This window comes from Pontibacter sp. 13R65 (assembly GCF_047525655.1).
In the GTDB taxonomy this organism is placed as follows: Bacteria; Bacteroidota; Bacteroidia; order Cytophagales; family Hymenobacteraceae; genus Pontibacter.
In genome coordinates this window covers 119,378-145,602 of record NZ_JBLIQL010000003.1, presented here as the reverse complement: position 1 = coordinate 145,602, position 26,225 = coordinate 119,378, and the positions used below count along the sequence as shown (strand labels likewise).

Annotated in this window: 19 protein-coding genes; 10 read left to right on the top strand and 9 right to left on the bottom strand. The window is 49.1% G+C overall.

The window, feature by feature from the left end:
* Nucleotides 1-138: 138 nt before the first annotated feature.
* Both hemE and ACMA1I_RS05080 read right to left on the bottom strand, forming a co-directional pair.
* On the bottom strand, nucleotides 139-1,179 hold the full coding sequence (hemE, locus tag ACMA1I_RS05085) for a uroporphyrinogen decarboxylase (RefSeq protein ID WP_337067210.1): 1,041 nt from the start codon (nucleotides 1,177-1,179) through the stop codon (nucleotides 139-141).
* Nucleotides 1,180-1,484: 305 nt separating this feature from the next.
* The gene (locus ACMA1I_RS05080) at nucleotides 1,485-2,099 is read right to left on the bottom strand and encodes a MarC family NAAT transporter (protein WP_337067209.1); all 615 of its coding nucleotides are present in this window, start codon (nucleotides 2,097-2,099) and stop codon (nucleotides 1,485-1,487) included.
* A 209-nt stretch (nucleotides 2,100-2,308) separates the two neighbouring features.
* Between ACMA1I_RS05080 and ACMA1I_RS05075 the strand changes: the two genes are divergently transcribed.
* The 3 genes from ACMA1I_RS05075 to ACMA1I_RS05065 all read left to right on the top strand — a co-directional run bounded on the left by ACMA1I_RS05075 (nucleotide 2,309) and on the right by ACMA1I_RS05065 (nucleotide 5,616).
* On the top strand, nucleotides 2,309-3,439 hold the full coding sequence (locus ACMA1I_RS05075; RefSeq protein ID WP_337067208.1) for a 5-(carboxyamino)imidazole ribonucleotide synthase: 1,131 nt from the start codon (nucleotides 2,309-2,311) through the stop codon (nucleotides 3,437-3,439).
* Nucleotides 3,440-3,442: 3 nt separating this feature from the next.
* Nucleotides 3,443-3,970 (top strand): 5-(carboxyamino)imidazole ribonucleotide mutase, encoded by a 528-nt coding sequence (purE, locus tag ACMA1I_RS05070; protein ID WP_337067207.1) that lies wholly within the window; start codon nucleotides 3,443-3,445, stop codon nucleotides 3,968-3,970.
* A gap of 203 nt (nucleotides 3,971-4,173) precedes the next feature.
* Nucleotides 4,174-5,616: an HTTM domain-containing protein gene (locus tag ACMA1I_RS05065; protein WP_337067206.1), complete on the top strand. Its 1,443-nt coding sequence runs from the start codon at nucleotides 4,174-4,176 to the stop codon at nucleotides 5,614-5,616.
* A 481-nt stretch (nucleotides 5,617-6,097) separates the two neighbouring features.
* Here the strand turns inward: ACMA1I_RS05065 and ACMA1I_RS05060 are convergent, their stop codons facing one another.
* The 7 genes from ACMA1I_RS05060 to ACMA1I_RS05030 form a co-directional block, all read right to left on the bottom strand.
* On the bottom strand, nucleotides 6,098-6,370 hold the full coding sequence (locus tag ACMA1I_RS05060) for a hypothetical protein (RefSeq protein ID WP_337067205.1): 273 nt from the start codon (nucleotides 6,368-6,370) through the stop codon (nucleotides 6,098-6,100).
* Nucleotides 6,371-6,528: 158 nt separating this feature from the next.
* On the bottom strand, nucleotides 6,529-10,173 hold the full coding sequence (locus tag ACMA1I_RS05055; protein WP_337067204.1) for an AAA family ATPase: 3,645 nt from the start codon (nucleotides 10,171-10,173) through the stop codon (nucleotides 6,529-6,531).
* A gap of 55 nt (nucleotides 10,174-10,228) precedes the next feature.
* Nucleotides 10,229-11,455, bottom strand: coding sequence for an exonuclease SbcCD subunit D C-terminal domain-containing protein (locus tag ACMA1I_RS05050; RefSeq protein ID WP_337067203.1), 1,227 nt, complete (start codon nucleotides 11,453-11,455; stop codon nucleotides 10,229-10,231).
* Between the two features lie 636 nt (nucleotides 11,456-12,091).
* Nucleotides 12,092-12,496, bottom strand: a complete 405-nt coding sequence (locus ACMA1I_RS05045) for a rhodanese-like domain-containing protein (protein WP_337067202.1) — start codon at nucleotides 12,494-12,496, stop codon at nucleotides 12,092-12,094.
* Nucleotides 12,497-12,614: 118 nt separating this feature from the next.
* Nucleotides 12,615-13,133 (bottom strand): ankyrin repeat domain-containing protein, encoded by a 519-nt coding sequence (locus ACMA1I_RS05040; RefSeq protein WP_337067201.1) that lies wholly within the window; start codon nucleotides 13,131-13,133, stop codon nucleotides 12,615-12,617.
* Between the two features lie 47 nt (nucleotides 13,134-13,180).
* A complete protein-coding gene (gene hemA, locus ACMA1I_RS05035; protein ID WP_337067200.1) occupies nucleotides 13,181-14,407 on the bottom strand; it encodes a glutamyl-tRNA reductase in 1,227 nt (408 codons plus the stop codon).
* A gap of 191 nt (nucleotides 14,408-14,598) precedes the next feature.
* On the bottom strand, nucleotides 14,599-16,125 hold the full coding sequence (locus ACMA1I_RS05030) for a catalase (protein ID WP_337067199.1): 1,527 nt from the start codon (nucleotides 16,123-16,125) through the stop codon (nucleotides 14,599-14,601).
* Between the two features lie 454 nt (nucleotides 16,126-16,579).
* Between ACMA1I_RS05030 and ACMA1I_RS05025 the strand changes: the two genes are divergently transcribed.
* From ACMA1I_RS05025 to ACMA1I_RS04995, 7 genes are all read left to right on the top strand, one after another.
* Nucleotides 16,580-17,233 carry a response regulator transcription factor gene (locus ACMA1I_RS05025; RefSeq protein ID WP_337067198.1) on the top strand — a complete coding sequence of 218 codons (654 nt, stop codon included), beginning with the start codon at nucleotides 16,580-16,582 and terminating at the stop codon, nucleotides 17,231-17,233.
* A gap of 302 nt (nucleotides 17,234-17,535) precedes the next feature.
* Entirely contained in the window at nucleotides 17,536-18,498 is a 963-nt protein-coding gene (locus tag ACMA1I_RS05020; protein ID WP_337067197.1) for a heme/hemin ABC transporter substrate-binding protein, read from the top strand.
* Nucleotides 18,498-19,565 carry an iron ABC transporter permease gene (locus tag ACMA1I_RS05015; RefSeq protein WP_337067196.1) on the top strand — a complete coding sequence of 356 codons (1,068 nt, stop codon included), beginning with the start codon at nucleotides 18,498-18,500 and terminating at the stop codon, nucleotides 19,563-19,565. The genes ACMA1I_RS05020 and ACMA1I_RS05015 overlap by 1 nt, the downstream gene beginning before the upstream one ends.
* A 3-nt stretch (nucleotides 19,566-19,568) precedes the next feature.
* Nucleotides 19,569-20,396 carry a heme ABC transporter ATP-binding protein gene (locus ACMA1I_RS05010; protein WP_337067195.1) on the top strand — a complete coding sequence of 276 codons (828 nt, stop codon included), beginning with the start codon at nucleotides 19,569-19,571 and terminating at the stop codon, nucleotides 20,394-20,396.
* Complete coding sequence (locus ACMA1I_RS05005; RefSeq protein ID WP_337067194.1) at nucleotides 20,389-21,468, top strand: hemin-degrading factor; 1,080 nt, start codon at nucleotides 20,389-20,391, stop codon at nucleotides 21,466-21,468. Before ACMA1I_RS05010 ends, ACMA1I_RS05005 begins: the two co-directional genes overlap by 8 nt.
* A gap of 572 nt (nucleotides 21,469-22,040) precedes the next feature.
* Nucleotides 22,041-24,302, top strand: a complete 2,262-nt coding sequence (locus ACMA1I_RS05000) for a TonB-dependent receptor (protein ID WP_337067193.1) — start codon at nucleotides 22,041-22,043, stop codon at nucleotides 24,300-24,302.
* A gap of 499 nt (nucleotides 24,303-24,801) precedes the next feature.
* Nucleotides 24,802-26,172 carry an HmuY family protein gene (locus ACMA1I_RS04995; RefSeq protein WP_337067192.1) on the top strand — a complete coding sequence of 457 codons (1,371 nt, stop codon included), beginning with the start codon at nucleotides 24,802-24,804 and terminating at the stop codon, nucleotides 26,170-26,172.
* Nucleotides 26,173-26,225 lie beyond the last annotated feature (53 nt).

The following is a 26,225-nucleotide window of genomic DNA, read 5'->3' as shown; positions in this document are numbered from 1 at the left end:
CTTTTTTATATTAGCAATAACTTCAATTGTTGTTGTCGAACCTCAGCCCTAATGGTGTAAAGGCGGCAAACACCTCCGGAAGACTATTTTTATTACAATAATTTACTTTTATACCAACTGAAGCCTAAGCAATCAAAGCTAGCTATTTATGATATTGCTATATTCCTTCACCGTCTGAATAAAGCATTTTACCTTCTCCGGATCAGTGTCTGGGTATACGCCATGGCCCAGATTTGCAATATGCTGTTGTGGTCCAAATTCCTTCAGCATCTTAATTGTTTCTGCCTGAATAGTGTCAAAGGAGCTGTAAAGCAGGCAAGGGTCCATGTTGCCTTGCAGAGTTTTGCTGTTGCCCACCTGCTGGCGTGCTTTACCAATTTCCATGTTCCAGTCAAGACCGATTACCTCGCAATTTAATTTGCTGAAATCTTCCAGCGCAAAAAAGGCACCTTTAGCAAATACGGTTACAGGCACATCGTTAATAGCATTGCATATTTCACTAATGTATGGCAACGAGAAAGTACGGTACTGCGCCGGGGATAAAATGCCTGCCCAGGAGTCGAACAACTGAATGAGGTTGGCACCTGCCTTTACCTGTGCCTTCAGGTAGGCAATGGTGGTATCGGTGATCATGCGCAGCAACTGGTGCGCCAGCTTGGGGTTGGTGTACAACAGGCCTCGGGCGTGCGAAAATGTTTTAGAACCGCTACCTTCTACCATATAGGCCAGAATAGTCCAGGGAGCCCCGGCAAAACCAATGAGCGGCACACGGCCGTTTAAGGCTCTTTTGGTAACTCTTATTGCTTCGAGCACATAGCCTAGATGTTCTTCAGGGTCTGCAACCCGTAGTCTTTTCAAGTCCTGTTCCGTCCGGATAGTGGCAGGGAAGTAAGGTCCCCGCTTTTCTACCATTTCGTACGTACAGCCCATCGCCTCCGGTACTACCAGTATATCCGAAAAGATAATGGCAGCGTCCACGTCCAGAATATCTACCGGTTGTATGGTAACTTCCGCTGCGAACTCCGGTGTTTCCACCAGCTCCTTAAAGCCACTCAGGCTTTCGCGTACAGCTCTGTATTCAGGTAAAATGCGCCCAGCCTGGCGCATAAGCCAAACAGGAGTACGTTCTACTACCTCTCCCTTAGCCGCTCTAATAAGCAAATCGTTTTTCAGTTGCATATCGCAAAGATAGGGATTTTTAAGGATTTCGAATGAAGGAATGAGAGGATGAATGAATGGTTTTGTTTCGAAATTTTGATGGAAAGAGGGAGCAAATGCACTTATGAGTGAGTGGAAAAACGAACCGGACCTTTTTCTGAAACTTGTGCAGGGGCCATTCAGCTATAACTCTTATGCCTTGGCAATAAATACCTGAAAAACCTTCTGAAGGCCAAATCATTAGAATAATTGCAACGAACACCAAACCTTTTATATAAAAGGCAAAATTTCCACCATTCAAAATTCACTCATCCACTCAATCAAAATTAAAAAAAGAGCGCTCTCAGGGCAGAAACAATAAAGTTCACGCCAATAGAGAGTACGATGAATCCCATTATTCTGGAAAGAGCGGCCAAACCTGATTTTCCCATAAAGCGGGTGAGCTGGTGCGAAAAACGAAGAATGACGAACGTGACCACCGCCAGCAGCAGGATAGCGGCCAGTATCATGATCATGTCCATTATCGAGAGGGAAGTGGTAAAAAAACCGATACTTACTGCTATGGCACCTGGCCCTGAGAGCATCGGCATGGCTAGTGGGGTAAAGGAGATGTCTTCTTTTTGCTGTCCTTCTTCTACTACATCCGGTGAAATCTTTTTCTTGTTTGCGCCGGGTGTAAGCAGGTCGAAACCGGCTTTCATAATCATAAGTCCTCCTGCAATCCGAAGGTCATGCATCCTGATGCCGAAAAAGTTGAGCACATACTGGCCAGTCAGAAAGAAAATGGCTAGTATGCCCACCATGTAGAGGCAAGCTTTGAGCGCCTGTTGGTTCCGGTGAGCCGGACTATCGTCCTGGGTCAGGGTAAGGAACACAGGCATGGCGCCAAATGGGTTAACAACAGAAAACAAGGCAGAGAATGTAGCCAGTAAAATTTCCATAGAGGATCAGTAGCGTGTAATGTAGGTCGATAAATATAGCTTTTTCAGGATGCAAAACAAAAGTATACGCTTACAGGATGCATAATACAGCAGCGGGGGCTGCAGGGTTTGTAGATAATCCTTAATTTTGAGGAAACATTTGGCTGACCCGGCTACAACTGGTGCAGCTATAGGCAAGAAAAGTTAAAAGGTTACCTTAATTAATATTTATGAAAGGAGAAATAAAGCTGGGTATTTTGGGAGGCGGACAACTGGGCCGGATGCTCATGCAGGCCGGACTGGATTTTAATCTCTATACCCTGGTGCTCGACCCCGATGAAAATGCTCCATGTAAAGACATTTGCCATGAGTTTTTTGTCGGCAGCTTCCGTGATTTCGATACCGTGTATGAATTCGGCAAAAACTGTGACATCCTCACCATCGAAATTGAGCACGTAAATGCCGATGCCCTGGCGAAGCTGGAGGAGGAAGGCGTAAAAGTACACCCGGATGCCAAAACCGTGCGCACCATTCAGGACAAAGGTCTGCAGAAAGAATTTTTCCTGAAGCACAATATCCCAACCTCCGATTTCAGGCTGCTGCAGAATGCAACAGAACTCGAAGCAAATACCGACTTTTTACCCGCTTTCCAGAAACTGCGCCGCGAAGGCTACGATGGCCGTGGTGTGGTAAAACTTGCGGGCAAAGCTGATCTGGAAAAAGGTTTTCAGGAGCCATCGGTACTCGAGAAGCTGGTAGATTACGAAAAAGAAATTTCAGTAATTGTAGCCCGAAACCCTGCAGGTGAGGTAACAGCGTTTCCGGTGGTGGAACTTAGCTTTCACCCGGAGCACAACCTGGTCGATTCGCTGTTCGCGCCGGCCAATGTACCTTATAAGCTACAGCGCCTTGCCATAGAAATTGCCAGCCGCGTAATAGAAGCCTTCGACATGGTAGGTATTCTGGCAGTAGAAATGTTCCTCACCAAAGATGGGCAGATACTGGTGAATGAAGTGGCGCCCCGTCCGCACAATAGCGGACACCATACTATAAAAGCCAACTTTACCTCGCAGTACGAGCAGCACCTGCGGGCTATCCTGAACCTTCCGTTAGGCGCCACCGATATACAGAGTGCCGCTGTTATGTTAAACCTGCTGGGCGAGCCCGGTTACGATGGCGAAGCTGCCTACGAAGGATTGCAGGAAGCGCTGGCAGTACCAGGAGTTTACATTCATCTCTACGGTAAAAAATATACAAGGCCCGCCCGCAAAATGGGGCATATCACCGTGCTCGGTCAAAACATAGAAGAGGCACAGCAACGGGCGGAGTCTGTTAAAAGTGTAATTAAAGTAAAAGCATAAACTATGTCTGAAGAAACGAAACATACACAACCGCTGGTGGGCATTATTATGGGCAGCCAATCTGACCTGAGTGTAATGGATGCTGCGGCAGAATTTTTGGAGAACCTGGGTATTCCGTTTGAACTCACCATTGTATCAGCGCACCGCACACCGCACCGCATGATAGAATATGCTGAGTCGGCACGCAAAAAAGGTTTAAAAGTGATTATTGCCGGGGCAGGGGGCGCAGCGCATTTACCAGGTATGGTGGCCTCTATTACCACACTTCCTGTAATTGGCGTACCTGTTAAGTCAAGTAATTCTATAGATGGCTGGGACTCTGTACTTTCTATCCTGCAAATGCCAGGTGGTGTGCCTGTGGCAACAGTGGCCTTGAACGGAGCCTTAAATGCCGGTATTCTGGCAGCTCAGATTTTGGGAACCTCCAATGCCGCCATTGCCGATAAGCTGGAGAAATACAAGACAGGCCTTAAAGACAAGGTGATGCGCTCAGTTGAAGAACTCAGAAGAGGAGACCGCGACCTGGATTAAACCTGCTTACAAGTCAGGTAAAGCAATTAGATAAACAGCTTTCTCTGTTAACAGGGAAAGCTGTTTTGTTTTACAGGCAGTGCAGGAATCTAGTGCGATGAATAGTCTTTTATTTTTTTCTTAACATAAGCTTAACGAGGCAGCTTCAACCAATAGGTAACTGGTTCGTAGGTTCTACTTTCAGTTTTAGGACCTATACTATTATGCGCACTGTTTACCCCCTGAAGACCACGTATGCACCTCTCGACCAGTTGGCTGTTTTCTGTTTACTATGGGGAATGGCAAACTTGTTTCACCTGCTTTCATTCCCTTACGTTGTTAGCTTAAGCGACCCCTTCAGTTGGTTGGTGGGCGTTTTTGCGCTGCTCCTGGTACTCCGGCCCCAATCTTTGGTGCTCCTGTTCCTGATGCTCTGCTTCAGTCTTACCAGAACATTTCGCTGGATGCCCGACACACCCAATCATATTTTATTTGAGTTCGTGCTCAATTCTACCATCCTGTTGGTCATTTTATATGCTTGCTTTTCCTCCTTCAATAAAAACAGGAAAATCCCAGACCTGGATGACCCGGCACTCAGAGCGCAGATATTTAATGCCTTTGCAGCACCTGCCCGAATCAGTTTGCTTCTGCTCTATTTCTATGCAGTACTCCACAAGCTGAACTGGGATTACTTAAATACCGACATCAGTTGCAGTTCCGTGCTGCTCACGACTTTCGGCGACCGCTTGCCTTTTCTGCCTACGAACCAAACTGCACAAATAGGAGCGATTTATGGTACCTTGTTAATAGAGGCTGCTATTCCACTCATGTTCTGCTTTAGGCGCACACGTGCTGCTGGTATTTTTTTAGGCTTGGGTTTTCACTTTTTCCTGTCGCTGCACCCACACGATGGGCTCTATAGTTTCTCCTCGCTATTGTTTTCACTCTTTTTCCTGTTCACCCCACCTGCTTTTACAGCGAACCTAAACAATTTGCTGCAGCCTATCCATGATAAAATTAAGCGACCTTTCCGCCTTTTTCTGAAGGTGCTTTTGCTGATAGCTGCAGCAGCCATACTTGTTCGGTGGGCAGGGGCCATTAATTTTGCTGGCCTTTTAATCTGGTGTGTATATGGAGCTTTTGTAATAGTAGTGTACACGGTGCTGACTGTGAAATGGCCTGCCAAAGAGAGTAGCTTTTCCTATTACTTCGCCATTAGGCCGGCTGCTCTTTGGGTATTTCCGGCGCTGGTACTGTTCAATGGCATGAATCCCTACCTTGGCTTTAAAACTCAAACCAGTTTCTCGATGTTCAGCAACCTGCGTACAGAGGGTGGTTACAGCAACCATTTGTTTATTCCTACCAATTTGCATCTCACAAACCTGCAGGAAGATTTAATTGAAATTGTAGAGACCGATTTAGAGGAGCTAAGGCTGTATAAAGAAAAGGAGCAGTATATTACTTTTTTTGAACTACGCAGAATTGTAAGTGCCAACCTGAACGAAGATTTTCATGTGGATTTTCTGAGGGATGGGCAGTTGCAACAGCTTAGCGTGCAGAACGGTGTCGCTAGTCAGCCAGACCTAGCCTACCCGCACAATTACCTGACTTCTAAATTTGTTCGTTTCAGACCAATAGATAAAGGAGCTTGCCTCTGTAAGCACTAGTAGCCAAAACGAACCAACAATTTGAAGTAATCTTGTTTTTGCTTAAGTTGTGGGGTAGAAAAGGGTTTTTTATTTCTACTTGTACCAACTCCCTTATTCTGTCATCCTGAAAGGATCTTGTGGGCGAGATGCATCAGCTATTACTATCTGCTTTTAAGTTTAGGTTCGCATAGCTACTGCTGATGCTTTATCAAGCTGAAATTATTTCATTGCTGGCTTTTTGGTTCTTTTTGTCTTGATACAAAAAGAACCAAAAAAATTAAGACCCGCCAAACTCGCTGAACGCTCGGACAGTGCTGGCTCAATAGGTGCACCTGGCAAATGTCTTCGCCCTGTTGTTGCTTGCCGCAATTTATTAGAAGGAGTGGCTATGGCGCAACTCTAATTATTCTAATGAAAACTGTCTCCCGACGATTTTAAGCCCGTTTTTTCAATAGGGTAGTGTTGGGGTATAGTGCTGATGTGGCAGAAAAGACAAACTTTAAATATCGCATTTAAAGTACTCTGTGTCGTAGCCGGGAGCGGGTTTATCTCCTACACGCACTAGCCGCGACAACGGAATTTCCTCGCCGGTAGCCAGTATCAGATTTTCTCCGCCGTCAGTGGTTTTCAGCTCCTTCAGCAGGGCCCTGGCAGCCAGAAACTCGCCAATCTCACTGTGGTACTGCACCCGCACATATACCTTTTGCTGCACCATTTCCTGGAGTACCTCCCGGAATTCCTGCTCCTGTGTTTCTTTTTCTGATGGGTTCATGCTTTTTCCTATTTACTTTAAGAGCTATACGTAAGGCAGTAGCAAAGGCTAAACAAATTCTGCTAATGAAAAAGGCCTTCCAGAGCCATTTTAGTGCTTTGTGATAAAAGGGTGTCAAAAGCTTTCCTGGTATTGTGGCGTAGAAAAGTGATTTGGCATCAGCCTTCTACTACCACTTTACTTACGCCACCCGCCATTTTCTGGACTCTTATCTGCGTGTTAATTCGCTCTTTCAGTGCATCTACGTGTGAGATAATGCCAATCATTTTGCCGCTTGCCTGCAGGTTCTCCAGTGTAGAAATGGCAGCATCCAGGGTTTCTGCGTCCAGAGTGCCAAAGCCTTCATCAATAAATAGCGAGTTAATTTGGGTGCGGCGGCCGGCTAAGTCGGAGAGGCCCAGGGCCAGCGCCAAACTCACCAAAAAGCTTTCGCCACCCGATAGCGTGTTCATCGGTCGCACCGCCTCCGCCTGGTAGGTGTCTACGATCAGCAGCTCCAGGTCTTCGGCCGATGATTTTAGAATACGGTACCTTTCGTTGAGCTTGAGCAGGTGGCGGTTGGCCAGGTCTACGAGCCGTGCCAGCGTGAGGCCCTGAGCAAAACGGCTGAACTTGTTACCATCTGCAGAGCCAATGAGCTGTGCCAACTGATCCCAACGGTTGCATACCTGCTGCTGTGTCTGGAGTTGCTCAGCCAGTTCGCGATTTTTGTTGCGTTGCTGCGCATCCTGCTCCAGCAGTTGCTCAAAACGTGCGCGCTTTTCGATGAGGTGGCGCTGTGCTTCTGCCTTTTGCTGTTGCAGAGTCTGTAGTTCGTCTGCGCTTTTATCTGTCAGGTTTCGGAGCTGTACCTGGGCCAGCTCCTGCTGTACATCGGCGGTGCTCTTGCGAAGCTCAGTCAGGTGCTTTTCAGTTTGGGCTTTCAGATTTGCCAGGCGCAGAGCCTCGTCTTTGTCCAGGAGCATCTGGCTCAAAGCTTCTATGGTTTGGATGCCCTCTTGCTGTAGTACCCGAAGCAAGCCGTCCCGGAGCTTGTCCAGCACCGATTGGTTTTCGTGGTGCGACTGCTGGCACTCCTGCTGGCGCTTTCGGTTCTCCAGGAGTTGTTGCTGCTTGCGAAGATGCGCCGCGCGGGCTTCTTCGGCCAGGTTCGTTTTGGCTTTTAGTTCTTCTTGCGCCTTTTTTCGCTCCTTTTCCGGTTGTTTATCGCCAAACAGCTGATTCCGCTCTTCTTTCAGCTGGGTGAGCGACAGGTGGGTCAGCCGCAGTTTTTCCTGGCGCTCTTTTAGGTCCTGCTGCTTTTCCTGGAGCCGGACCGTTAGGTTTTTAACCAGCTCCTTCAGCTGCTGGAACGGGTCACGCAGGTCTTCGTAGGCCGCAAACTGCCGCTGATATTCCGCTACCTGCGCCTCAAAAGCCTGCAGCGTTGCCTCCCGCTGTGCCAGGTTAAATGTAGCGCCGTAGGCCGCCGCAAACGAAGCAGCTGTTTCCTGTTGGTCTTGCTGCTGTTCCTGCAAGTCTTGTAGCTGCGCCTGTAACTTGTGGAGGTGCGCCCGCCGCATTTTCTCCGATTGCTCCAGCCGGCTCTGCTGACCATGTGCCCGAATCTGATCTTCGCGGATCTGCTGCAAGGCCTGGTTTAGCTTCTCGGTTTCGCGGCTAAGGGCGCGAACCTGACTTATGGTTTGGTTTAGTTTACCCAGGGCTTCCCGCTGCTGCGCCAGGCTATGCGATAGTTTTTCCGGCTCCGCAATAGTAGCCGGAATGTTTTGGGCCTGTTGCTTATATAACTGCTGTAACCTGTCTATTTCAGCCTCAGCCTCAGCTTGTAGCCTAACGTTTGCCTCCTGCTGGTGCTGCAGGGTATGCAACCGCAGTTGAAGGCTGTTTCGTTCTGCCTCCAGCTCGTCTACAAGCTGCAACTGCTTGTCGCGGCGCAGCGCTTCTTCCGATAAGGTGGTTTTGTACTCGCCTTCCACAAAAGGGTGGTGGGCAGAGCCGCAGAGGGGGCATGGTTCGTCTGGCTGCAGCGTATGCCGTGCCTGCTCAAATTCCTGAATCCGTTGCTGCAAGGCCACAATTTGCTGCAGGTCTTCGAGCCGTTGCTTGGCAGCGGCATGTGCTGTTTGGGTTTCCTGCAGCTTAGCCTGATGCTGCGTTAGCTGCTGCAGGTCCTGCTGCAACTGCGCTGTGAGCTGTTGCTTTTTTTGTTGCTGGTTTGCATGCTGGTGCGATAGCTCCAGGAGGCGCTCAAACCTGTTTAAAAGTTGCTGTTGCTCCTGGGGCTGCGCTTCCAGTTCCTCCAGTTTCCGGTTGGCAAGCAGTTGCTGCAGTTGTGTAAACTGCTGGTGTTTCTGGGCTTCCAGTTCCTTGTATTGTGCCTGTTGAGAGGCCTGCTGTTTGGTTAGCTGCTCCCGTTGCTGCGCCTCCTGTTGCAGGTCTTGTTGCAGGTTTTGCTGCTCCTGCAGTAGCCGCTGCGTACTTTTTTCCAGCTCAGCTAAACTCTTTATTGTTTGGCTGAATTCGGGGAGGTGCAGCTGCAGGTCTTTGAGTTTATGGTGTTGTTGCAGCCAGTTTTTATGCGCATTTGCCTTTTGGGTAAGCGTTTCCAGCTCCTCCTGTTTTTGCTTCAGAAGGAGGTTTTCCTGCTGCAGGGCAGCATTAAACTGCTCGTATATTTTTTTATTTTCCTGAAAACTTTCCCGTACGGTTTGTAGCTGGTGGTCGAGCTGCGCAGTTTTTTGCAGAATTGGCTCCAGCGCATGCAGGGCCGCCTCTTGTTGTTGTTGTTGCTTGCCAGCCTCTTCTGCCACCTTCCCCGATAGCTCCAGCTCCGCCTCCAGCACTGGCAACTGCTTTACCAAAGTCTCGAGCTGTGTTTGCACCTGCACCAGTTGTTTGCCAGCCATGTCGATGCGCGTCAGGTCGCCTTCGTATTGCCTTGCCTGCTCGTGCTGTTGTAGTTTCTGAAAATCGGGTTGCAGCTGCGCCAGCTTCTGTTCCTGCTCCTGCAGGGCCTGTTTGCTGTGCTGCTCTCTTGCCTGCAGTTGCCGTACCTGCCCCAGCCATTGCACCTGCTCCTGAAGCACTTGAGCCTCTTGTTGCAGCTCTCTTTCCTGCGCCTGCAGCTCTGTTATTTGCTGCTGATAGGCCTCCAAATCCTCTTCCGGCAGTAGTTTCGTGTCTTTCAGCCGACGCTCCAGCTCCTCTTTCTGGCTTCTTTCTGTTCTGGCTTTCTCAAAAGCAAAGCGCGAGATATCGGAGTAAATGCCTGTTTCGGTTATTTTCTCGAGCAGGCTGCTTCTTTCGTTCGGATTGGCTTTTAAGAACCGGGCAAAATCGCCTTGCGAAAGCATGACCGACCTCAAAAACTGGCTGTAGTCGAGTCCGCAAAGCTCAGCTACTTTGTCGGGCACCTGGCTTGGCTTCAGGTCGAACGCTTTTTCGTCGGCCAGGTCGCACACCTCCATGTGCACCGCCTGCATGTTGCCATCTGCCTTGCCCCGGCTCCGCCTGATCTGCCATTTGGAGCGGTAACGCCTGCCATTGGCCTCGAACTCTACTTCTGAGGAGCTTTCTGCCGTATGGCGCGTCATGAGTTCCAGTGGTTTGTCATTGCTGTGGCGGTGCACCAGCCCGTACAAACCTACCGTAATCGCATCCAGAATAGTGGTTTTGCCTGCTCCTGTCGGACCCGTAATGGCAAACAAACCTGCTTCTGCCAGCGGAGCCTGGTCAAAGCGGATTTCGTGCTGCCCTTTAAGTGAGTTCAGGTTCTGGAAACGGACGGCGAGGATTTTCATGCGGTATGGTAAATTATGCTAAGGTGATAAATTGGCGAGAGGCTGTTATTGGCTGCTAACTCTCTTTCTCCTGGCCCATAAGTTCCAGCAGCTCCGAAAAGGTGGCAAGCAGTTCGGTGTGGTCTGTGTCGGGGAATACACTTTCGCAACGTTTCAAAAACACGTCTTTTTCGCGGAGTGTATGCAGGTCTGCTTCCTGCTCTACCTGTTGCTCCAGCGTTTGCCGCACTGAGTGGATAAGTGGCGGCCGGTGAATAAGCATTTCTATTTCGGGTTTTAATCGCAGCACTTCCTCGAGTTGCTGGTTCAGGTCGGGGAGAGGGGTTTCGAGTTCTACCTGCACTTCGGCCCAGGCGGTAAGGCTGTAGCTGCTGTTGTCGTACACGGCTAACTGCTGCTTCACCTTCTCCAGCGGTCCTTTAAACCGAACAAGTTTGCGGCTGCAGGGTACCTCCAGCTCCTGCAGATCGGTGAGTTTGCCGGCATGGAACTCCAGCACATACACTACTTTCTTATCTGTTACCTCGCTAAAGCTAAGCGGAATAGGAGAGCCGGAGTAGCGGATGTGGTGCGTTTTGTTTACCAGCTGTGGGCGGTGCAGATGCCCCAGGGCCACATAGTCAAATTCTGCAGGGAACTGGTCTGCGCCAATTTGCCCAAGGTTGCCCACATGAATTTCTTTTTCGCTTTCGGAGGCGGTGCCGCCGGCTGCAAACAAGTGCCCCATAGCTACTACCGGTACCTGCTGCGCTTTGTAGGGCTGCAGGTGAGGCACAAATGCCTGGTAATGTGCGGCAATGCCCTGCTTTATGCGCTGCTCCCGCTCCTCATACGTTTCTCCCGCCACCGATAGCCGAACATCGCGGTCGCGCAGAAATGGCACGGCACACACCACCAGTTGCAGCTTTCCCTGCGCATCGTGAAGTTCTATGAGTTCGTCTAAAATATTATCGGTGGCACCACCCATTACCTTTATGTCGAGGCAGTTAAGAAGTTCTTTGGGCGCGTTGAGGGTGGAGACGGAGTCGTGGTTACCGCCTGTAATAATGACGTGGCGGCAACAGGTCGCGCAGACATTGGTCAGAAAACGGTAATACTGTTTCAGAGCCGTGTTAGAGGGAGCGCCTGTGTCGAACACGTCGCCCGACATGAGGAGTACCTCTACCTGCTCCTCTTCAATAGTTTTCAGCAGCCAGTCCAGAAAGCACTGGTGTTCTTCTGTCCGTTCGAGGTTGACGAGGCGCTGGCCCAAATGCCAGTCAGAGGTGTGTAGTATGCGCATGTTCCCAGATTCCTTTCTCCAATACCTCCAAGATACAGCAGGATAGCGGAACATGGCAAGTGATGGCCACAAAAATTAGAGATAAGTTTAGCGGGTGCCGCTTTGGCTCTTTGATAAAGCGTTTAGTGGAGCGGAGTAGTAGAAGCAGCATTTAGCAGCCGCTTCGTGATTAGATAAGCACTTGTATTCAGTAATTGACACTTGCTTCAGTTGATTGGAGTAAGCTTTTGCTTCCCTTTTGTTATTTTTAGTCTAAGTTCGCATAGCTACTACTAAAGCTGTGACAGCAGAAGCTAATTGTTCCATTGCCTGCTTTCTTGTTCTTTTTGTCTTGATTCAAAAAGAACCAAAAAAATCAAGACGATTTTGAACTCGCTGAACGCTCAAACAAAAAATCGTCAATGGGTGCACCTGGCAATGGTGTTTGCGCTGTGGCCTCCTGGTTAGACTTCTGCTAAATTATTCTAATGATTTTTGCCTTCCGGATGTTTTTTGATGTTAGACTATCAAGAGTTTGAAAGGGGTGTTTCCGTAACCATTCAAAATCTAAAAAAACGACTCTTTAAGAAGCGGTACCTAGCAAGCAGCTACCAATTATTCTAATGAATTTACCCTTCCACAGGTATTTTTAGATGTTTAAGGCTTAGGGTTTGCAAGGGGTAAACCGGCTTCTTTCAAGTCTTTGAACCCACCAATATTGAACACCCGCTTAAAGCCCGCTTCTTCCATGAGTTTGGCTGCTTTGCCGCTGCGGTTGCCGGAGGCGCAGTACAGATAATAGGTTTTAGACTTGTCCCATTGCTGCATCGCCTCCTGAAATTCATGGCTCAGGAAGTCGGCGTTTTGCGCTCCTTGGAGGTGTCCCCCTTCAAACTCAGCAGGAGTGCGCACATCGACCAGAACAGTATTTTTCTTTTTTGCATGATGATCTTCTTTATAAGTTGAAGCGGTTAATGCAGAGTTAACTTGGGCATTATCCTGCTGAGGTGGGGCAGCACAGGAAGTTAAGTATGACAGAACAATTACAAATATCCATTTCATATAAGCAAGTTAGCAAGTTACCACCTGTTTATAAACGCTCCTCTTTATTTTTAGATTGTGTATTGGCTATTTAGTTCAAAAAGTTGTCTGGCGCTTTACTTCCTGTGGCACGCCAAGACTACTGAAGCAATACCACTGCCTCTTGGTTTCCCTGCTGAATTGCCAGGTCAAGAGCAGTCAAATTTCGCTCGTCTTTCACACTTTTGTCAGCTCCATTTTCTAACAGTATTTTAACTAATTCGTTGCGGCCGAACATGCTGGCAAACATAAGTGCGGTACCGCCATTGCCGTTTTGCAGATTTGCCTCAGCACCACTTTTTAGCAATAGTGTCGCTATTTCATAGTTGCCTTTAAATGCAGCTCCCATCAGGGCCGTGTTACCGGTGGCATCCTGGTGGTTCACATTAGCACCTGCTTTTAGTAATTGTTCAGTTGCCTCAATATGGCCACCATACACAGCAATTATAAGTGGTGTAAACCCTTTTTGATCCTGAGAATTTACTTCCGTGTTGTTTTGCAACAGCTTTTGAATGGCGGCAGCATCACCGGCTCTGGCTGCTGCAATCAGATCAGTGGATTGTGCCATAAGTGCAGCAGGTATAAGCAAAAAGAAGAGGTTCAGGAAAAACGTTTTCATGGTTGATTTGTTATGTTAAATAAAAATTTGATGTATGTAACTTTAGCCTACGCTATTTTAAAAAGGGTATTTAGTGAGTCGAGCAATACCTGGCGAGAGGGACCTTCCGTGGCTCTGAGTGCACCGGCAGGTCTTCTGATGAGCCGGTTAAGTGCTGCTTTTGCCATTCTGCGAGCTGTGTCTTGTTGTAGTTGGCTGTCATGGTTGCCTAGCTCATGCTCCAGCACGCCGGCAAAAAATGCCTTGAGCTCATGTATAGTTCTGGCCACTGGTAGCTCTTCCAGCCACTGCGCAAATTGCATGGTTTCTTCTTCAACAATGGTCTCCACAGCTGCAATAGCCTCTATACGGGCCGCTTTTACAGCTTGGGTATGGCTTGTAATCTGATCGATATTGATGAGGGTGGTATGCGCCAGCTTATCAACTTCTGGAGAAATTTGCTGCGGCACCGACAGATCTATTACCACACGTCTGCTGGCACTTTGTCCAAACTGCACGGCCTTCAGCTGTGCTCCGCCACTCACACAGGAAATCACGATATCAAAGGCTGGCAGTTCTGCCTGGTACTGATTGTAAGGCAAGTAGTGCAGGTGCATTTTGGAGGCTAGTGCCTCAGCTTTAGCATTGGTGCGGTTGGTTACACTTATGTCTCTAAAACCAAAAGAAGCAGCGTATTTGGCTACATCCACGCCCATTTGCCCGGCACCAATCAGGAGCAGCCGCTTTGATGAGACTTCTTTGCGAGGTATAAAATCGGCTATGCGTTCCAGGGCGGCATAACCAATTGAAGAGGCTCCGGAGCGGAAGCCCGTCTCGTTATGCACCCGCTTGTGTACCCTAAACAAGGTTTGTAGCGCCTTGTGCAGTAAGGGGCTTCCCAGTTTCAGGTCAGAGGTTTGCCGGTAGCTTTCCTTAAACTGCCCTAATATCTGTCGGTCTCCAAGTACCTGAGAGCGAAGGCCCAGCCCCACCTCCAGCAAGTACTGGAGGGTACTTTCGCTGTAGCTGTAGTGGGTAAACAAATTATCGTAAAAAGCCTGACTTAGAAGGCCCTTAAACTGCAATAGTTGCTCCTGTACCTGTGCCGGGGTGGTGGTAGCAGCCTCAAAATACACCTCTGTCCGGTTGCAGGTCGCTATTACCATTACCCCCTCCACCAAGCCGCTGCTTCTCAACAAGTCCATAAAGGTCGCGGCCTCTTCTTTGCTGAGCTGCAAGGCCTGTCTATGAGCTAGGGCAGCCGTTTGGTGCGAAAGAGATACTGCTTTAAGCATAATTTTGGATTAGTATTGCTAGGAATAAAATGAGTTAAATGAAGAAATGAGCGAGGGCGTGACAGGCTTAAGGTTGTTCTTGTGAGTCGGATGAATTTCTATGATGCTACCACCATGGAAAGACTTACCTTATCCTCTCCCTCACCGGTTGAAACAAAAACCTTCACGCCATCACTCATTATAAAATGCTACTATTTTGCAGCAGCTACAAAAGAAGTTACCTCTTTCTGGTTTAGCTTCAGGCTTTTGATCAGTCTGTTACCGAAATCGGCATCAGCTTGGTAGAAATAGCTTACCATTCTATTAAGAACCTCTTTGTTCTGCACCTGCCCCAAGTCACCTGATAGGTTGCTGACCAGGTGCTTTTTGTCAGCTTCTGTCAGGGAACGGTACAACTCGCCAGCCTGGCTAAAGTTGTCGGTTTTGGAGATAGTTCGTTGCATGGTTTCAGCATTGATCTTACGGGTGGAGTAGGCATACTGAGCGTTATCTGTTACTGCCTGTGTTACACTTGGCTGGTAGTTCACATTAGACTTTGTACCACGGTTGCTCATGGCTCCATGCTGGTTGTAGCTGTTTACTTCCACTTTAGGAGCGTTTACCGGAATGCGTTGGAAGTTGGTGCCCAGGCGGTATCGTTGCGTATCAAAGTATGAAAAAACGCGGCCCTGCAGTAACCTGTCTTCTGAAGGCTCGATGCCTGGTACCAAAGTGCCTGGCGCGAAGGCAGCTTGTTCTACTTCTTCAAAGAAGTTTTCAGGCATGCGGTTCAATACTATTTTGCCAATTTTCATACTAGGTGCTATTGCCTCAGGCCATATTTTGGTAGGATCGAGGGGGTTAAAGTCAAACTTGTCGAGGTCTTCGGGTTTAATCATTTGCACCGAAAGCTCCCAGGCAGGAAAGTTACCTTTGTTTATTTCCTCATAAAGGTCGGCTGTGGCATGCTGATGGTTTTTGGCTTGCATAGCAGAGGCTTCTGATGCTGTAAGGCTCTTTACTCCCTGCTGCGAGGCCCATTTGTATTTTACATAAACCACCTCGCCCTGTGCATTCACCCACTTGAACGCGTGTACTCCAAAACCATCCATCTGACGATAGTTAGCAGGTGTTCCCAGGTTAGTGTACAGGTATGTGAACATATTAGTAGCCTCCGGAATGTGTGAGAAAAAGTCGAACACACGATTCTGGTCCTGCGCATTGTATACTGGCGAAGGTTTAAAGGCATGAACCATGTCCGGGAACTTAATGGCATCGCGGATAAAGAAAACAGGTAGGTTGTTTCCTACTAAATCATAGTTTCCTTGGTCGGTGTAAAATTTAATGGCAAAACCGCGTGGGTCGCGCAGCGTTTCCGGCGAGCCTTGTTGGTGCACCACCGTTGAGAAACGTACAAAAAGCGGCGTTTTTTTGCCTTTGGTGCTAAATAATGAGGCTTTGGTGTATTGTGCAAAGTCGCCATAGCTTTCGAACTCCCCATAGGCACCTGCGCCTCTGGCATGCACCACACGCTCCGGTATCCGCTCCCGGTCGAAAACTGCTAATTTTTCAATTAAGTGTACGTCTTCCAATAGGACCGGTCCGTTTTCTCCGGCCGTTTTTGAGTTCTGGTTGTTGCCTACCGGAGCTCCTGTATTGGTAGTAAGTGGCTTTTGCTGTGCAAAGGCTACTTGAGCACTAAAAAGTGTCGTCAGAAGTAAAAGTTTGTGCTTAAACATTCGTAGTATGGTTGGTTAATATGCTGCAAAGCTGCTCTAAGTGCGATTATTAATCAAATTGATATTTGTAATGATAATATAGTTTTTGCTTATAAGATTAGTTGCTTTATAATTTCTAACACGATAATCAGCTAAGGATGAGAAAGAGAGGATATTTTGGTTGCGACAGGATGATACTTACAGCTACTGCTTTTGAATGGTAGAGAAAGTAAAATAATCTGCCACATGGCTTTTTAGCATATTCACATTTCACCGCCTTAGTATAATATGTTTTAATAATAAATCAGTAGTTTGCCATTGGTTATGTGCTAAAAATGAGTTGGTGCCAGCCTATTACAATGAGAGGAGCAAAGTATGCAATATGTGTTAGTTGTTTAGAATTATTCTAAATAACTTTGTATACATACACATTCTTCTATACATTTAGCTTTTATTCACGAAGCCAGACCTGCACATGCCCCCAATTTCTGTTCTTGTTGTAGAAGCGAACCTGCTTGTCCGGAGGGGGCTGGTGGCTTTGCTGTCGGAGCAGGAAGAGGTGCAGCTTGTGGGCGAAACCAATACCTTACAAGAGGTGCAACCACTTGTGGAGCAGTACCAGCCACAGGTGGTCACCATAGATTGCACGCAGCCAGAAACATTTTCAGCCGCTGTTATACAAGACCTGAAATCGACCTACCCGCACACGCATTGGCTTGCACTGAGTGCCCAGGCAGATAAAAGCCATATTCTGGAGGTGCTACGCAGTGGTGTCTGCAGCTATATTTTAAAAGAGTGCGGAGAGCAGGAAATCTTGACGGCGGTTCGGGCTACGGCACGCGGCGACAAGTTTATGTGCAGTCAAGTGCTGGAGCTACTGTTTTCAGATACAAAGCCTGGCGTAGCAGAGCCAGAGATGGAGCCGCTATCGCCCCGCGAAACTGAAATTGTGCAGCTTATAGCGGCAGGCAAATCTACCATGCAAATTGCCGATCAACTCCACCTCAGTTACCACACCATCAACTCTCACCGCAAGAATATCCTGCGCAAGCTGCAGATTAAATCACCCGCCGAACTTATCATTAAAGCCCTTGATCTGGGCATTATTAAAATAAAGCCTGGACCTTAGGCCTGTAAACATGAAAAATGCCTCTTGGAGCGCGTTTTTATTAGCATAATTAAAGAAGAGCAATAGCTACTGGTTCTGCGTTTGCAGTCCAGAAAAAAGAAAGCCGGGCAGGTATCAAAAGCTTGCTTGGAGGCAACTTACATTGTTTCGGGAATGGCCGCTTTTTTCCCGTTAGTCACTAGAACTAGCTACGCTTCTAGCTACTGTTGGTATAAAAATAGGCTATCTCTGGCGATTGACAGGGCCCTGCTATTGCCCCTACCTTTGTAACAGTTAAAACAATCAATCTCAACACAAAGGGCATGGTAAGAGCTTCTGAATCAACTATAAAAATAAATAAATTTGTACAAAATAAAATGCTGCTGTTGCCCTTGCTGCTGCTTTGCCTCGGTACCCTGGGCTGCAAGCAAAGTACCGGCACACAAGCCGAGGCAGCTATCACCTCGGCCGTGAAAATTGTGGCAATCGGCGGTACGGTTTCCGAAACTGTTTGCGCCCTGGGCCTCTGCGATAACATTGTAGCCACCGACCTCACCAGTACCTATCCGGAGCAACTGCAGCAGCTGCCATCATTAGGCTACCGCAACAGCATTAAGGCCGAAGGCATTATTTCTGCTGGTGCAGACCTGGTGCTGGTGGAAGAAGGATTTCTGGATAAAAAGGTGGCAGAGCAGCTTCGGTCGGCACGGGTACCGCTGCACCATTTCGAGAACAAGTTAACGAAAGCAGGCACTGTGGCGCTTATTACCCAGCTAGGGCAGTTGCTGCACCGCGAAAAAAGAGCCCAAGAGTTGGTTGCGCAACTCGAAGCTGATTTAGCAGAAGCGGACATGCTCCTGCAAGGAGTACATTCTAAACCCAAGGTCCTCTTTGTATATGCGCGGGGGCAGGGCACTCTGAACATTGGCGGCCGGAATACTTTTGCAGAAGCCATGCTGCAACTGGCGGAAGCGCAGCTGGCTGTGCCGGAAATTGAAGATTACAAACCCCTTACCGCGGAAGCGGTGATAGCAGCCAACCCCGATTACCTGCTCTTCTTCGATTCGGGTTTGCAAAGCCTGGGAGGTGCCAACGGAGTAGCCGCTATTCCGGGTATAGCCGAGACAACAGCCGGCAGGAAAATGCAGGTGGTGGCAATGGAGGGGCTGTATTTGTCGGGTTTCGGGCCACGATTAGGCAAAGCCGTGAAGGACCTGGCCCTGCAACTGCACCCGGAGCTACAGCAGCAAGCAAATTTTTCGGCCACCGCCTTTACAAATCTATAATGCAGGTACTTCAGATAAAAGCCATATCGGGACAAAACCGGATGGTGCTGGTTGGGCTGTTCCTGCTCTTGTTGGCCGTGCTGGTGCTGTCGCTGCAGGTGGGGGCCGTTAAAATTACAGCAACAGAGGCTGTAGCCATTCTGATGCACCAACTAGGTGGCTCCAATACGGGCTTTACAAGGCAGCAGGAGGTGGTGCTGTTAAGTATTCGGTTGCCCCGGCTCGTGTTGGGCATGGTAGTAGGAGGAGCGTTGGGAGTGGCAGGTGCTTCGCTGCAGGGACTTTTCCGGAACCCGCTGGTGGAGCCAGGCTTAATTGGCGTGTCGAGCGGAGCGGCCTTGTTCGCGGTGGTTGCCATCATTTTCGGAGGTTCCCTTACTGGCATAGGTGCTCTTTTAGCGGGACCTGTTATGTTGCCGGTGGCTGCCTTTGCCGGAGGCTTGCTTACCACATTGCTTACCTACAAGCTGGGGCAGCGGGAAGGAAAAGTAGACATCACGATCCTGATTTTGGCAGGTATTGCCATTAACGCGCTGGCTGGAGCACTTATTGGGCTCTGTGTGTATTATGCCGACGATGCCGCCCTTCGCTCTTTTACTTTTTGGAATATGGGTGACCTGGGAGGTGCTACCTGGAGTCGCCTGGGTGTAGCCTTGCCCATGCTCTTGCTGCCTGTGCTATTCCTCACGCAGCTCGGTAACCCGCTCAACGCGCTGGCACTTGGCGAGTCGGAGGCATACCATCTGGGTGTAAAGGTGGAGCGTGTTAAGTACAGCGTTATTCTACTCAGTTCCATGGCTGTAGGGGCTGCAGTTTCGCTTACTGGCATTATCGGGTTTGTGGGGCTGGTGGTGCCCCACATCCTGCGCATGGCCTTTGGCCCCGATCACCGGTTGGTGCTGCCGGGTGCCGTACTCACAGGAGCTGTCGTGCTGGTACTAAGCGACCTGTTTTCCCGCACGGTGGTATCGCCTTCGGAGCTGCCCATTGGCATTGTAACTGCCATGTTGGGAGGCCCCTTTTTTATCTGGATTTTGATAAATGCCAAAAATAAACGCATACTCTAGCACATGTACTCAGCCAACCAAATATCTTTAAAAAGAGGCCAACAGCAGGTGCTGGATCAGGTAAGTCTGGCCATAAAACCAGGAGTGTTTACAGCCGTGCTGGGCCCCAACGGAGCAGGTAAATCTACTTTGCTTAAAGTATTCTCCAATGAGCTGGCACCCTCTGCCGGAGAAGTAAGTCTCAATGGAAAAGTGTTGAGGCAATACGAGGCACAGGATCTGGCGCTGTTGCGGGCGGTGCTGCCGCAAAGTACTCATATCAACTTTCCGTTTACGGCCCGTGAAATTGTGCAACTGGGGCGGCTACCCTACCAGGAGCCTCGGCACCAAACCGAGGCAGTTGTAGAAGAAGTATTAACCGAAGTAGGCATACAGGCCCTTGCCGACCGAAAATATAGTACGCTCTCGGGCGGAGAGCAGCAGCGGGTGCAGCTGGCCAGAGTTATGGCCCAAATTAAAAGCCAGACACTTGCGCCCCGTTACCTGCTGCTCGACGAGCCTACCTCCAGCCTTGATATGGCGCAGCAGCAGAGCATGCTGCACTTAGCTAAAGCCTTGAGTCAGCAAAATGTTGGCGTGCTGGCCATTCTGCACGACCTCAACCTGGCGGCCCAGTATGCCGACGAACTACTTTTACTTAAAAGCGGTAAAACAGTAGCACAGGGCCCTGTAGCCGAAGTACTGCAGGAAAAAATACTGGAGCGCACGTTTTCGCACCCGGTGCAAGTGGTGCACAATGGCTGCTGTGGCCGTCCTTTTGTAATGGCTATGCCACATTATCAAATAGAAAATAAACTTATTTACCCTATAAAAATCAGCAATCATGGATAATACAGTTATAGAAGAAAAAGCCGCTACCAATGCCAGCGCGCTGGCAAAAGCCTGGGAAGGACTGCAGCAGGCAAAGCCCGGAATCCGCATCAGGGAGGGTGCCCGCGAATTGGGGACCACCGAAGCCGCCTTAGTAGCCACCATGGTAGGCACCCAGGCTATTCGTCTTAACAATAACTGGCATGCCTTGGTAAAGCGCCTGCCGGAGTTGGGCCACGTGATGTCGCTTACCCGCAACAACAGCTGCATTCTGGAGCACAAAGGCTCTTTTGAGCAAGTTAGTGCCAGCGGCGGAGTAGGTACAGTTATCGGCCCTATAGAAACGCGCATGTTCTTCTTTAACTGGCATGTTGCCTTTTTGGTGGAGCAGGAGAAAAGCGGTCGAAAACTTACCAGCCTGCAGGTGTTTGATAAAGCCGGTGATGCGATTACAAAAATTTACCTGCAGGAAGGCAAAAGTAGCTACGAGGCACTGGCTGGCATAGAAGAGGATTTCCGGTCGGAGGACCAGAGCCAGGAGCAGGATACAACGCCTTACCCACCCAAAAATTTTGCTACCGAGGTAGATGTGGAGTCGCTGCTGTACGATTGGTCGGAGCTGCAGGACACGCACCATTTCCATAGCATGCTGCAAAAGTATGAGCTGCAGCGGCACCATGCCTTGCAGTTGGCAAAAGGGCCCTTCACGTACGAAGTGGATCCTGCCTGCTCCAAAACATTACTGGAAGCTGCTTCGGCCGCCAAGATCCCGATTATGATATTTGTTGGCAACCGCGGCAACATCCAGATTCATCAGGACAAGGTGCGCACCATCAGGGTGTTGGAGCGGGGACATGCCGGCGCAGAAACCTGGGTAAATGTGCTCGATCCGCACTTTAACATGCACCTGCTGCAAGACACTATTGCCTCCGCCTGGGTTGTGCTAAAACCTACCCGCGACGGGCTTGTAACATCGGTGGAGCTGTTCGACCATCATCAGGAATTGGTAGTAAGCTACTTTGGGTTGCGTAAGCCAGGGCAGCCGGAAATGGAAGAATGGAAGAACCTCGTAAAGCAGCTGCCGAAGCTGTAGCTAAAGTTTAGTTGTTTATGTTAGTGTTTTAGTGCTTTATTTTGATGATTCTGAAGGGGCAGGTACCAGGTACCAGTTGCAAGTACCTGCCCTAACGGAACATTTGTTAAGGGAATTCCTGATGATTCGGCTTAACTCCAAAGTGATGTAATAAGAGTCACCTCCAGCGCCCTAATACGAAAGTACAGAGTGCTGCATCCGATATCACTAAATAAGAATGGCGAGGTTTAGCTTTTAATAAGGATGAATTATTTAAATGAAAATGGCCTTCCAGAGCTATTTTCAGCATAAAAGCAGCTCCTTGGTCAAAGGTCATTCTAGTCGGTACAATGGGATGCATTAGTCGAATTCACAACACCTACCTTCAACAGATTTTGTTGGCACTACCTGTTTTAGCAATTGGCAGGAGCTAGTGCATTGCTTTAAGTTAACATAAGATGTATGCTGTTTATGGCAGCTAAAATCACCTTTGGGCCTCCTGCAAAAGTTGGTAAAACAAAGGTAAAAGGAAACTGCTATGACTGAAAAAACGGCATGCAGCAAATGCGCCTAACCTGTTTTTAAATAAAATTATGAAAAGAATTTCTACGCTTTTGCTCTTTTGCCTGCTGCTGGGCGTTAGCACTACCTTTGCGCAGCAACAGTTGGGTACGCTCAAAGGCAAGGTAGTTACCGCCGATGGTAAAGCGGTTGCCTACGCCATTGTTGCTTTAGAGAACACTTCCTCCGGCACCACAACCCGCGATGATGGCACTTTTGCCCTTGCGGCACACACTGGCAGCTATACCTTAACAGCGCATGCTATTGGAGCCACTGTAGAAAAGCGCATGGTTCAGCTAGAGTCACAGCAAACCCTTGAACTTCCGCCTATCCGTCTGAAGCAGAAAGCCGTGGAGTTGCAGCAGGTGGTGGTAACCGGGCAGTATGAGCCGCAGTCGGTACGGAAGTCGGTGTACCAAATGCGCACCATTAGTAGCGAGCAAATTAAAATGCGGGGAGCAACCGATGTGCAGGGGGTGCTGAACAACGAGTTGGGCATTCGATTTGATCAGGATCTGGCGCTGGGAAGCTCCAACCTGAGCCTGCAGGGAATTTCTGGCCAAAACGTGAAGGTGCTGCTGGATGGCGCGCCTCTGGTTGGCCGTGGCGGAACTTCCAATGAAATCAACATAAATCAGCTTGATGTTAACAACATAGAACGCATCGAAATTGTGGAGGGACCGATGTCGGTAGTGTACGGTGCCGATGCACTGGCAGGCGTGATCAACATCATCTCGAAAAAGCCGCAGGGAGAGCAGCTCACCCTACAGGCACGGCTGCACGAGGAGACCATTAGCAAAGAATATGGCGCCGGGCGGGGTATTCATAACCAAAGCGCGAGAGTAACCTGGCAACGCAGCGGCTGGCAAGTGGCAGGCGGGTTTTCGCACAATCAGTTTTCGGGTTTAAAAGAGAACCAGGAGGGGCGGGGACTGGAGTGGGCATGGCACCCGAAAGAGCAATGGCTCGGCGATGTGGCGGCAGGTTACAGATCGGCTAAAGTGCACGCGTGGTACCGCCTGAACCTGCTCGATGAGACCATTAACAGCCTGGGCACTTTTGTGAACGGAAAAGCCACCGACAAAAATTTTCTGAGCAAACGCATAATGCACCAGGCGCAGGCCGATTGGCAGATTTCAGATAAAATCAACATGACTAGCGTTGCCTCCTACACCGACTTTGGCCGCAGAACCCAGGGCGTGGAGGTGGAAGAAGAAACTGGGCGCGAAACGCTTTCGCTGGCTGCCGGCGCACAGGATCATACCCGTTTTGAAGGGGCCTCGTTTCGTGGTACAGTGCACTACAAGCTTTCTCCTGTGGTGGCCCTTCAGCCCGGCCTTGACCTGAACCTCGAAAAGGGGAGCGGAGAGAGATTAGCGGGATCGGCTGGCATAAACGATTATGCAGTTTTTTTTTCGGCTGAGCTAAAGCCGAAGCCGCGAATTAATATCCGGCCCGGGCTGCGGCTGGTGCATAATTCTGCGTATGAGGCGCCTCCTGTAATTCCATCGCTCCATGCCAAGGTGAGCCTAACGGAGAAGCTGGATTTACGGCTGGCTTACGGTCGCGGGTTCCGGGCGCCGTCGCTACGCGAGCTGTACTTCAACTTTCATGACGCAAGCCATAACATTGTGGGAAATACTAATCTGCAGGCAGAGCTTTCGCACAGCTTCAATGGCTCACTGGCATGGCAGGTATGGGAGGCAGAGCAGATGCAGGTTTTATCTACGTTGGGCGGCTTTTATAACCACCTCGAGCACCTGATCACAACCGGGCAGGATGAGCGCAACCCCACACACTACACCTATATCAATATAGAAAAATATAAAACCACGGGCGTATCGCTCCAGAACACGCTACGGCTGCACGATCTCGAAGCCACAGTGGGAGCCTCGTATATTGGGCGCTACAACCAACTTTATGAGCAGCAGCAGGGTCTGGAGCTGTTTACATGGTATCCCGAAGTAAACCTGAATGCCACCTACACCTTTACCAAGGCAGGTGCCAGCCTAGGCTTTTTCTACAAATATACCGGTGCTTTGCCAACCTATGTGCTCGGATCAGATGCTGTTTACCTGGCACAGATAAATGGTTATTCCTGGGCCGATATAACTGCTACGAAATCGCTGGGTAAGCTCCTGACCCTGCAAACCGGTGTAAAAAACCTGTTGAATGTAAAGCAGGTTAGCAGTTCTGAAATAGCAAGTGGTGGTGCCCACAGCACCGGAGGAAACCACCCTATGGGGTATGGCCGCTCCTTCTTTTTGGGGCTCAGTTTCCGGTTCGCTAAATAATTATTTGCTTTTAGCGCACAGCCTGGCCGACCCTTGTGCGGCAAAGGTCCCAGCGCCTCTGCTGTTAATTGTTATTTGTTTAGGGGATAAGATTATGACTAGCTGGCTCGTGCAAGAACAGGATTAGACCTCGCAGAGCGCGCAGCTACTGCGAGCGTCTTGTGAGCAAAGCAGATGAAGGAAAGCCACTCCAGAGGAAAAGTCTAATATCTAAAGTCTAGTATCTAATATCTTGAAATAGCCTCCGGAAGGGCTTTTTCATTAGTGGAATTCCATGGCATCGCATCAGGCTTTTGCTGGAAGTCAACGGTTGTTTTCCTCGCGTAAACAGCGGCTCACCCCATCGAAATTGAATTCACCTTTTATATAAATGAGTAGCAGTTGTGTGCCGTGATTCGTGTGTCGTTTCTCTCAAGGTGATGCCATTTTTGATTCCGATAAGTTAAAACGCAGCTCTAACTTCAAATTAACCCATTACCATTCTATAACCAATATTTTTATGAAAAGAAGATTATATAGTTTCCTTGTTCTAGGTTTTCTGACAACGCTAAGTGCCTGTAAAGACGAAGACCCGCCGCTGCCGGACAACCTGTTGCAGTTCGAAGCTCCAGCAATAGGCTTTGAGGCACAGGCAGGTGAGGTGGAGGTGAAGGTGCTCCTGAGTCGGGCTGCAGATGCTGCCGTGCCTATTACACTGGCCTTGCAAAGCAGCGGCTTAACCTACGGCACTGAATTCACCACCGATCCGGCCGCTTCTAATGGCTCCATTTCCCTTACAGTGCCGGCCGGGAGCTCTGAGGCGGTGCTGAAGGTGAAGAAAGTAGCCGGTGTACTGTTGTTAGACGGAGACGAAGAAATTACTTTTACTGTTTCGGCTGCCAGTCCGGCTGTGGTGCTGAGCGGTAACACCACTACTACCCTCCGCTTTTCCGAAATACTTTCAGAAAGTGCTGCTATGGTGCTGAATGGGGGAGGTGCTGCTTTTACAAATAAAGTGTTCATCGACCTAAGTGCCAATCGGCAAACGGCAATTGCCCGTACTGCCTGGGATCTTGCATTTTACTCCGGCAACGAATTCAGGGTAGTGTTGAATAACGAGACAGGCGCTTTGGCTGTGGCCTTAGATAAAACCGACCTGAACCAGGTAACAGCGCAGGATACCGTGGCACTGGTGGCAAAATTAACCTTAGACACTTACTCTCCGGAAGCCATGCAATATATAGATGATGTGGAGGGCGACCTCACTAAGACAGCGATAGCTTCCGTAGCTACCACGGATTCTGAAAACAAGGTGTACATCGTAAACCGGGGTACTAAAGGAGCAACTGCCCGGGGCTGGCAAAAAATACGGGTGTTGCGCAGCAGCAACGGCTATAAGCTGCAGTATGCCGATATAAAAGCCACCACCTATAAAGAACTCACCATCACAAAAGACAGCAACCTGAACTTCAGCTATGTGTCGTTTGCAACTGGAGCCGTGGCAGTAGAGCCTGCCAAAGACCGCTGGGATATCGCTTGGACCGCCTACACCTATAAATTGGGCCCTATTCCTTATTATTTCCAGGATATGGTGCTGCTAAACCACCTGGGAGGGGCCAGTGTGGCAAAAGTGCAGACCAGCATGGTGAGCTACGAAGCATTCGGCGAAGCCAATCTTTCTGCGCTTGAGTTCCAAACTAACAAGCTGGCCATTGGCTCCGACTGGCGGTTTACTACGGGTGCAGGAGCCCCTAATGTGCACACCGATCGTTTTTATGTAGTAAAAGATGCCGACGGAAATATTTACAAACTCCGGTTTACTTCCATGGCACAAAACGGAGAGCGAGGAAAACCGCAGATCGAGTATAGGCTGGTGAAGAAGGCAAGCTAGAGATAGTAAATACTCAGTTTGTTTGTTATGTTAAGTTAATGCTACGTCCAGTA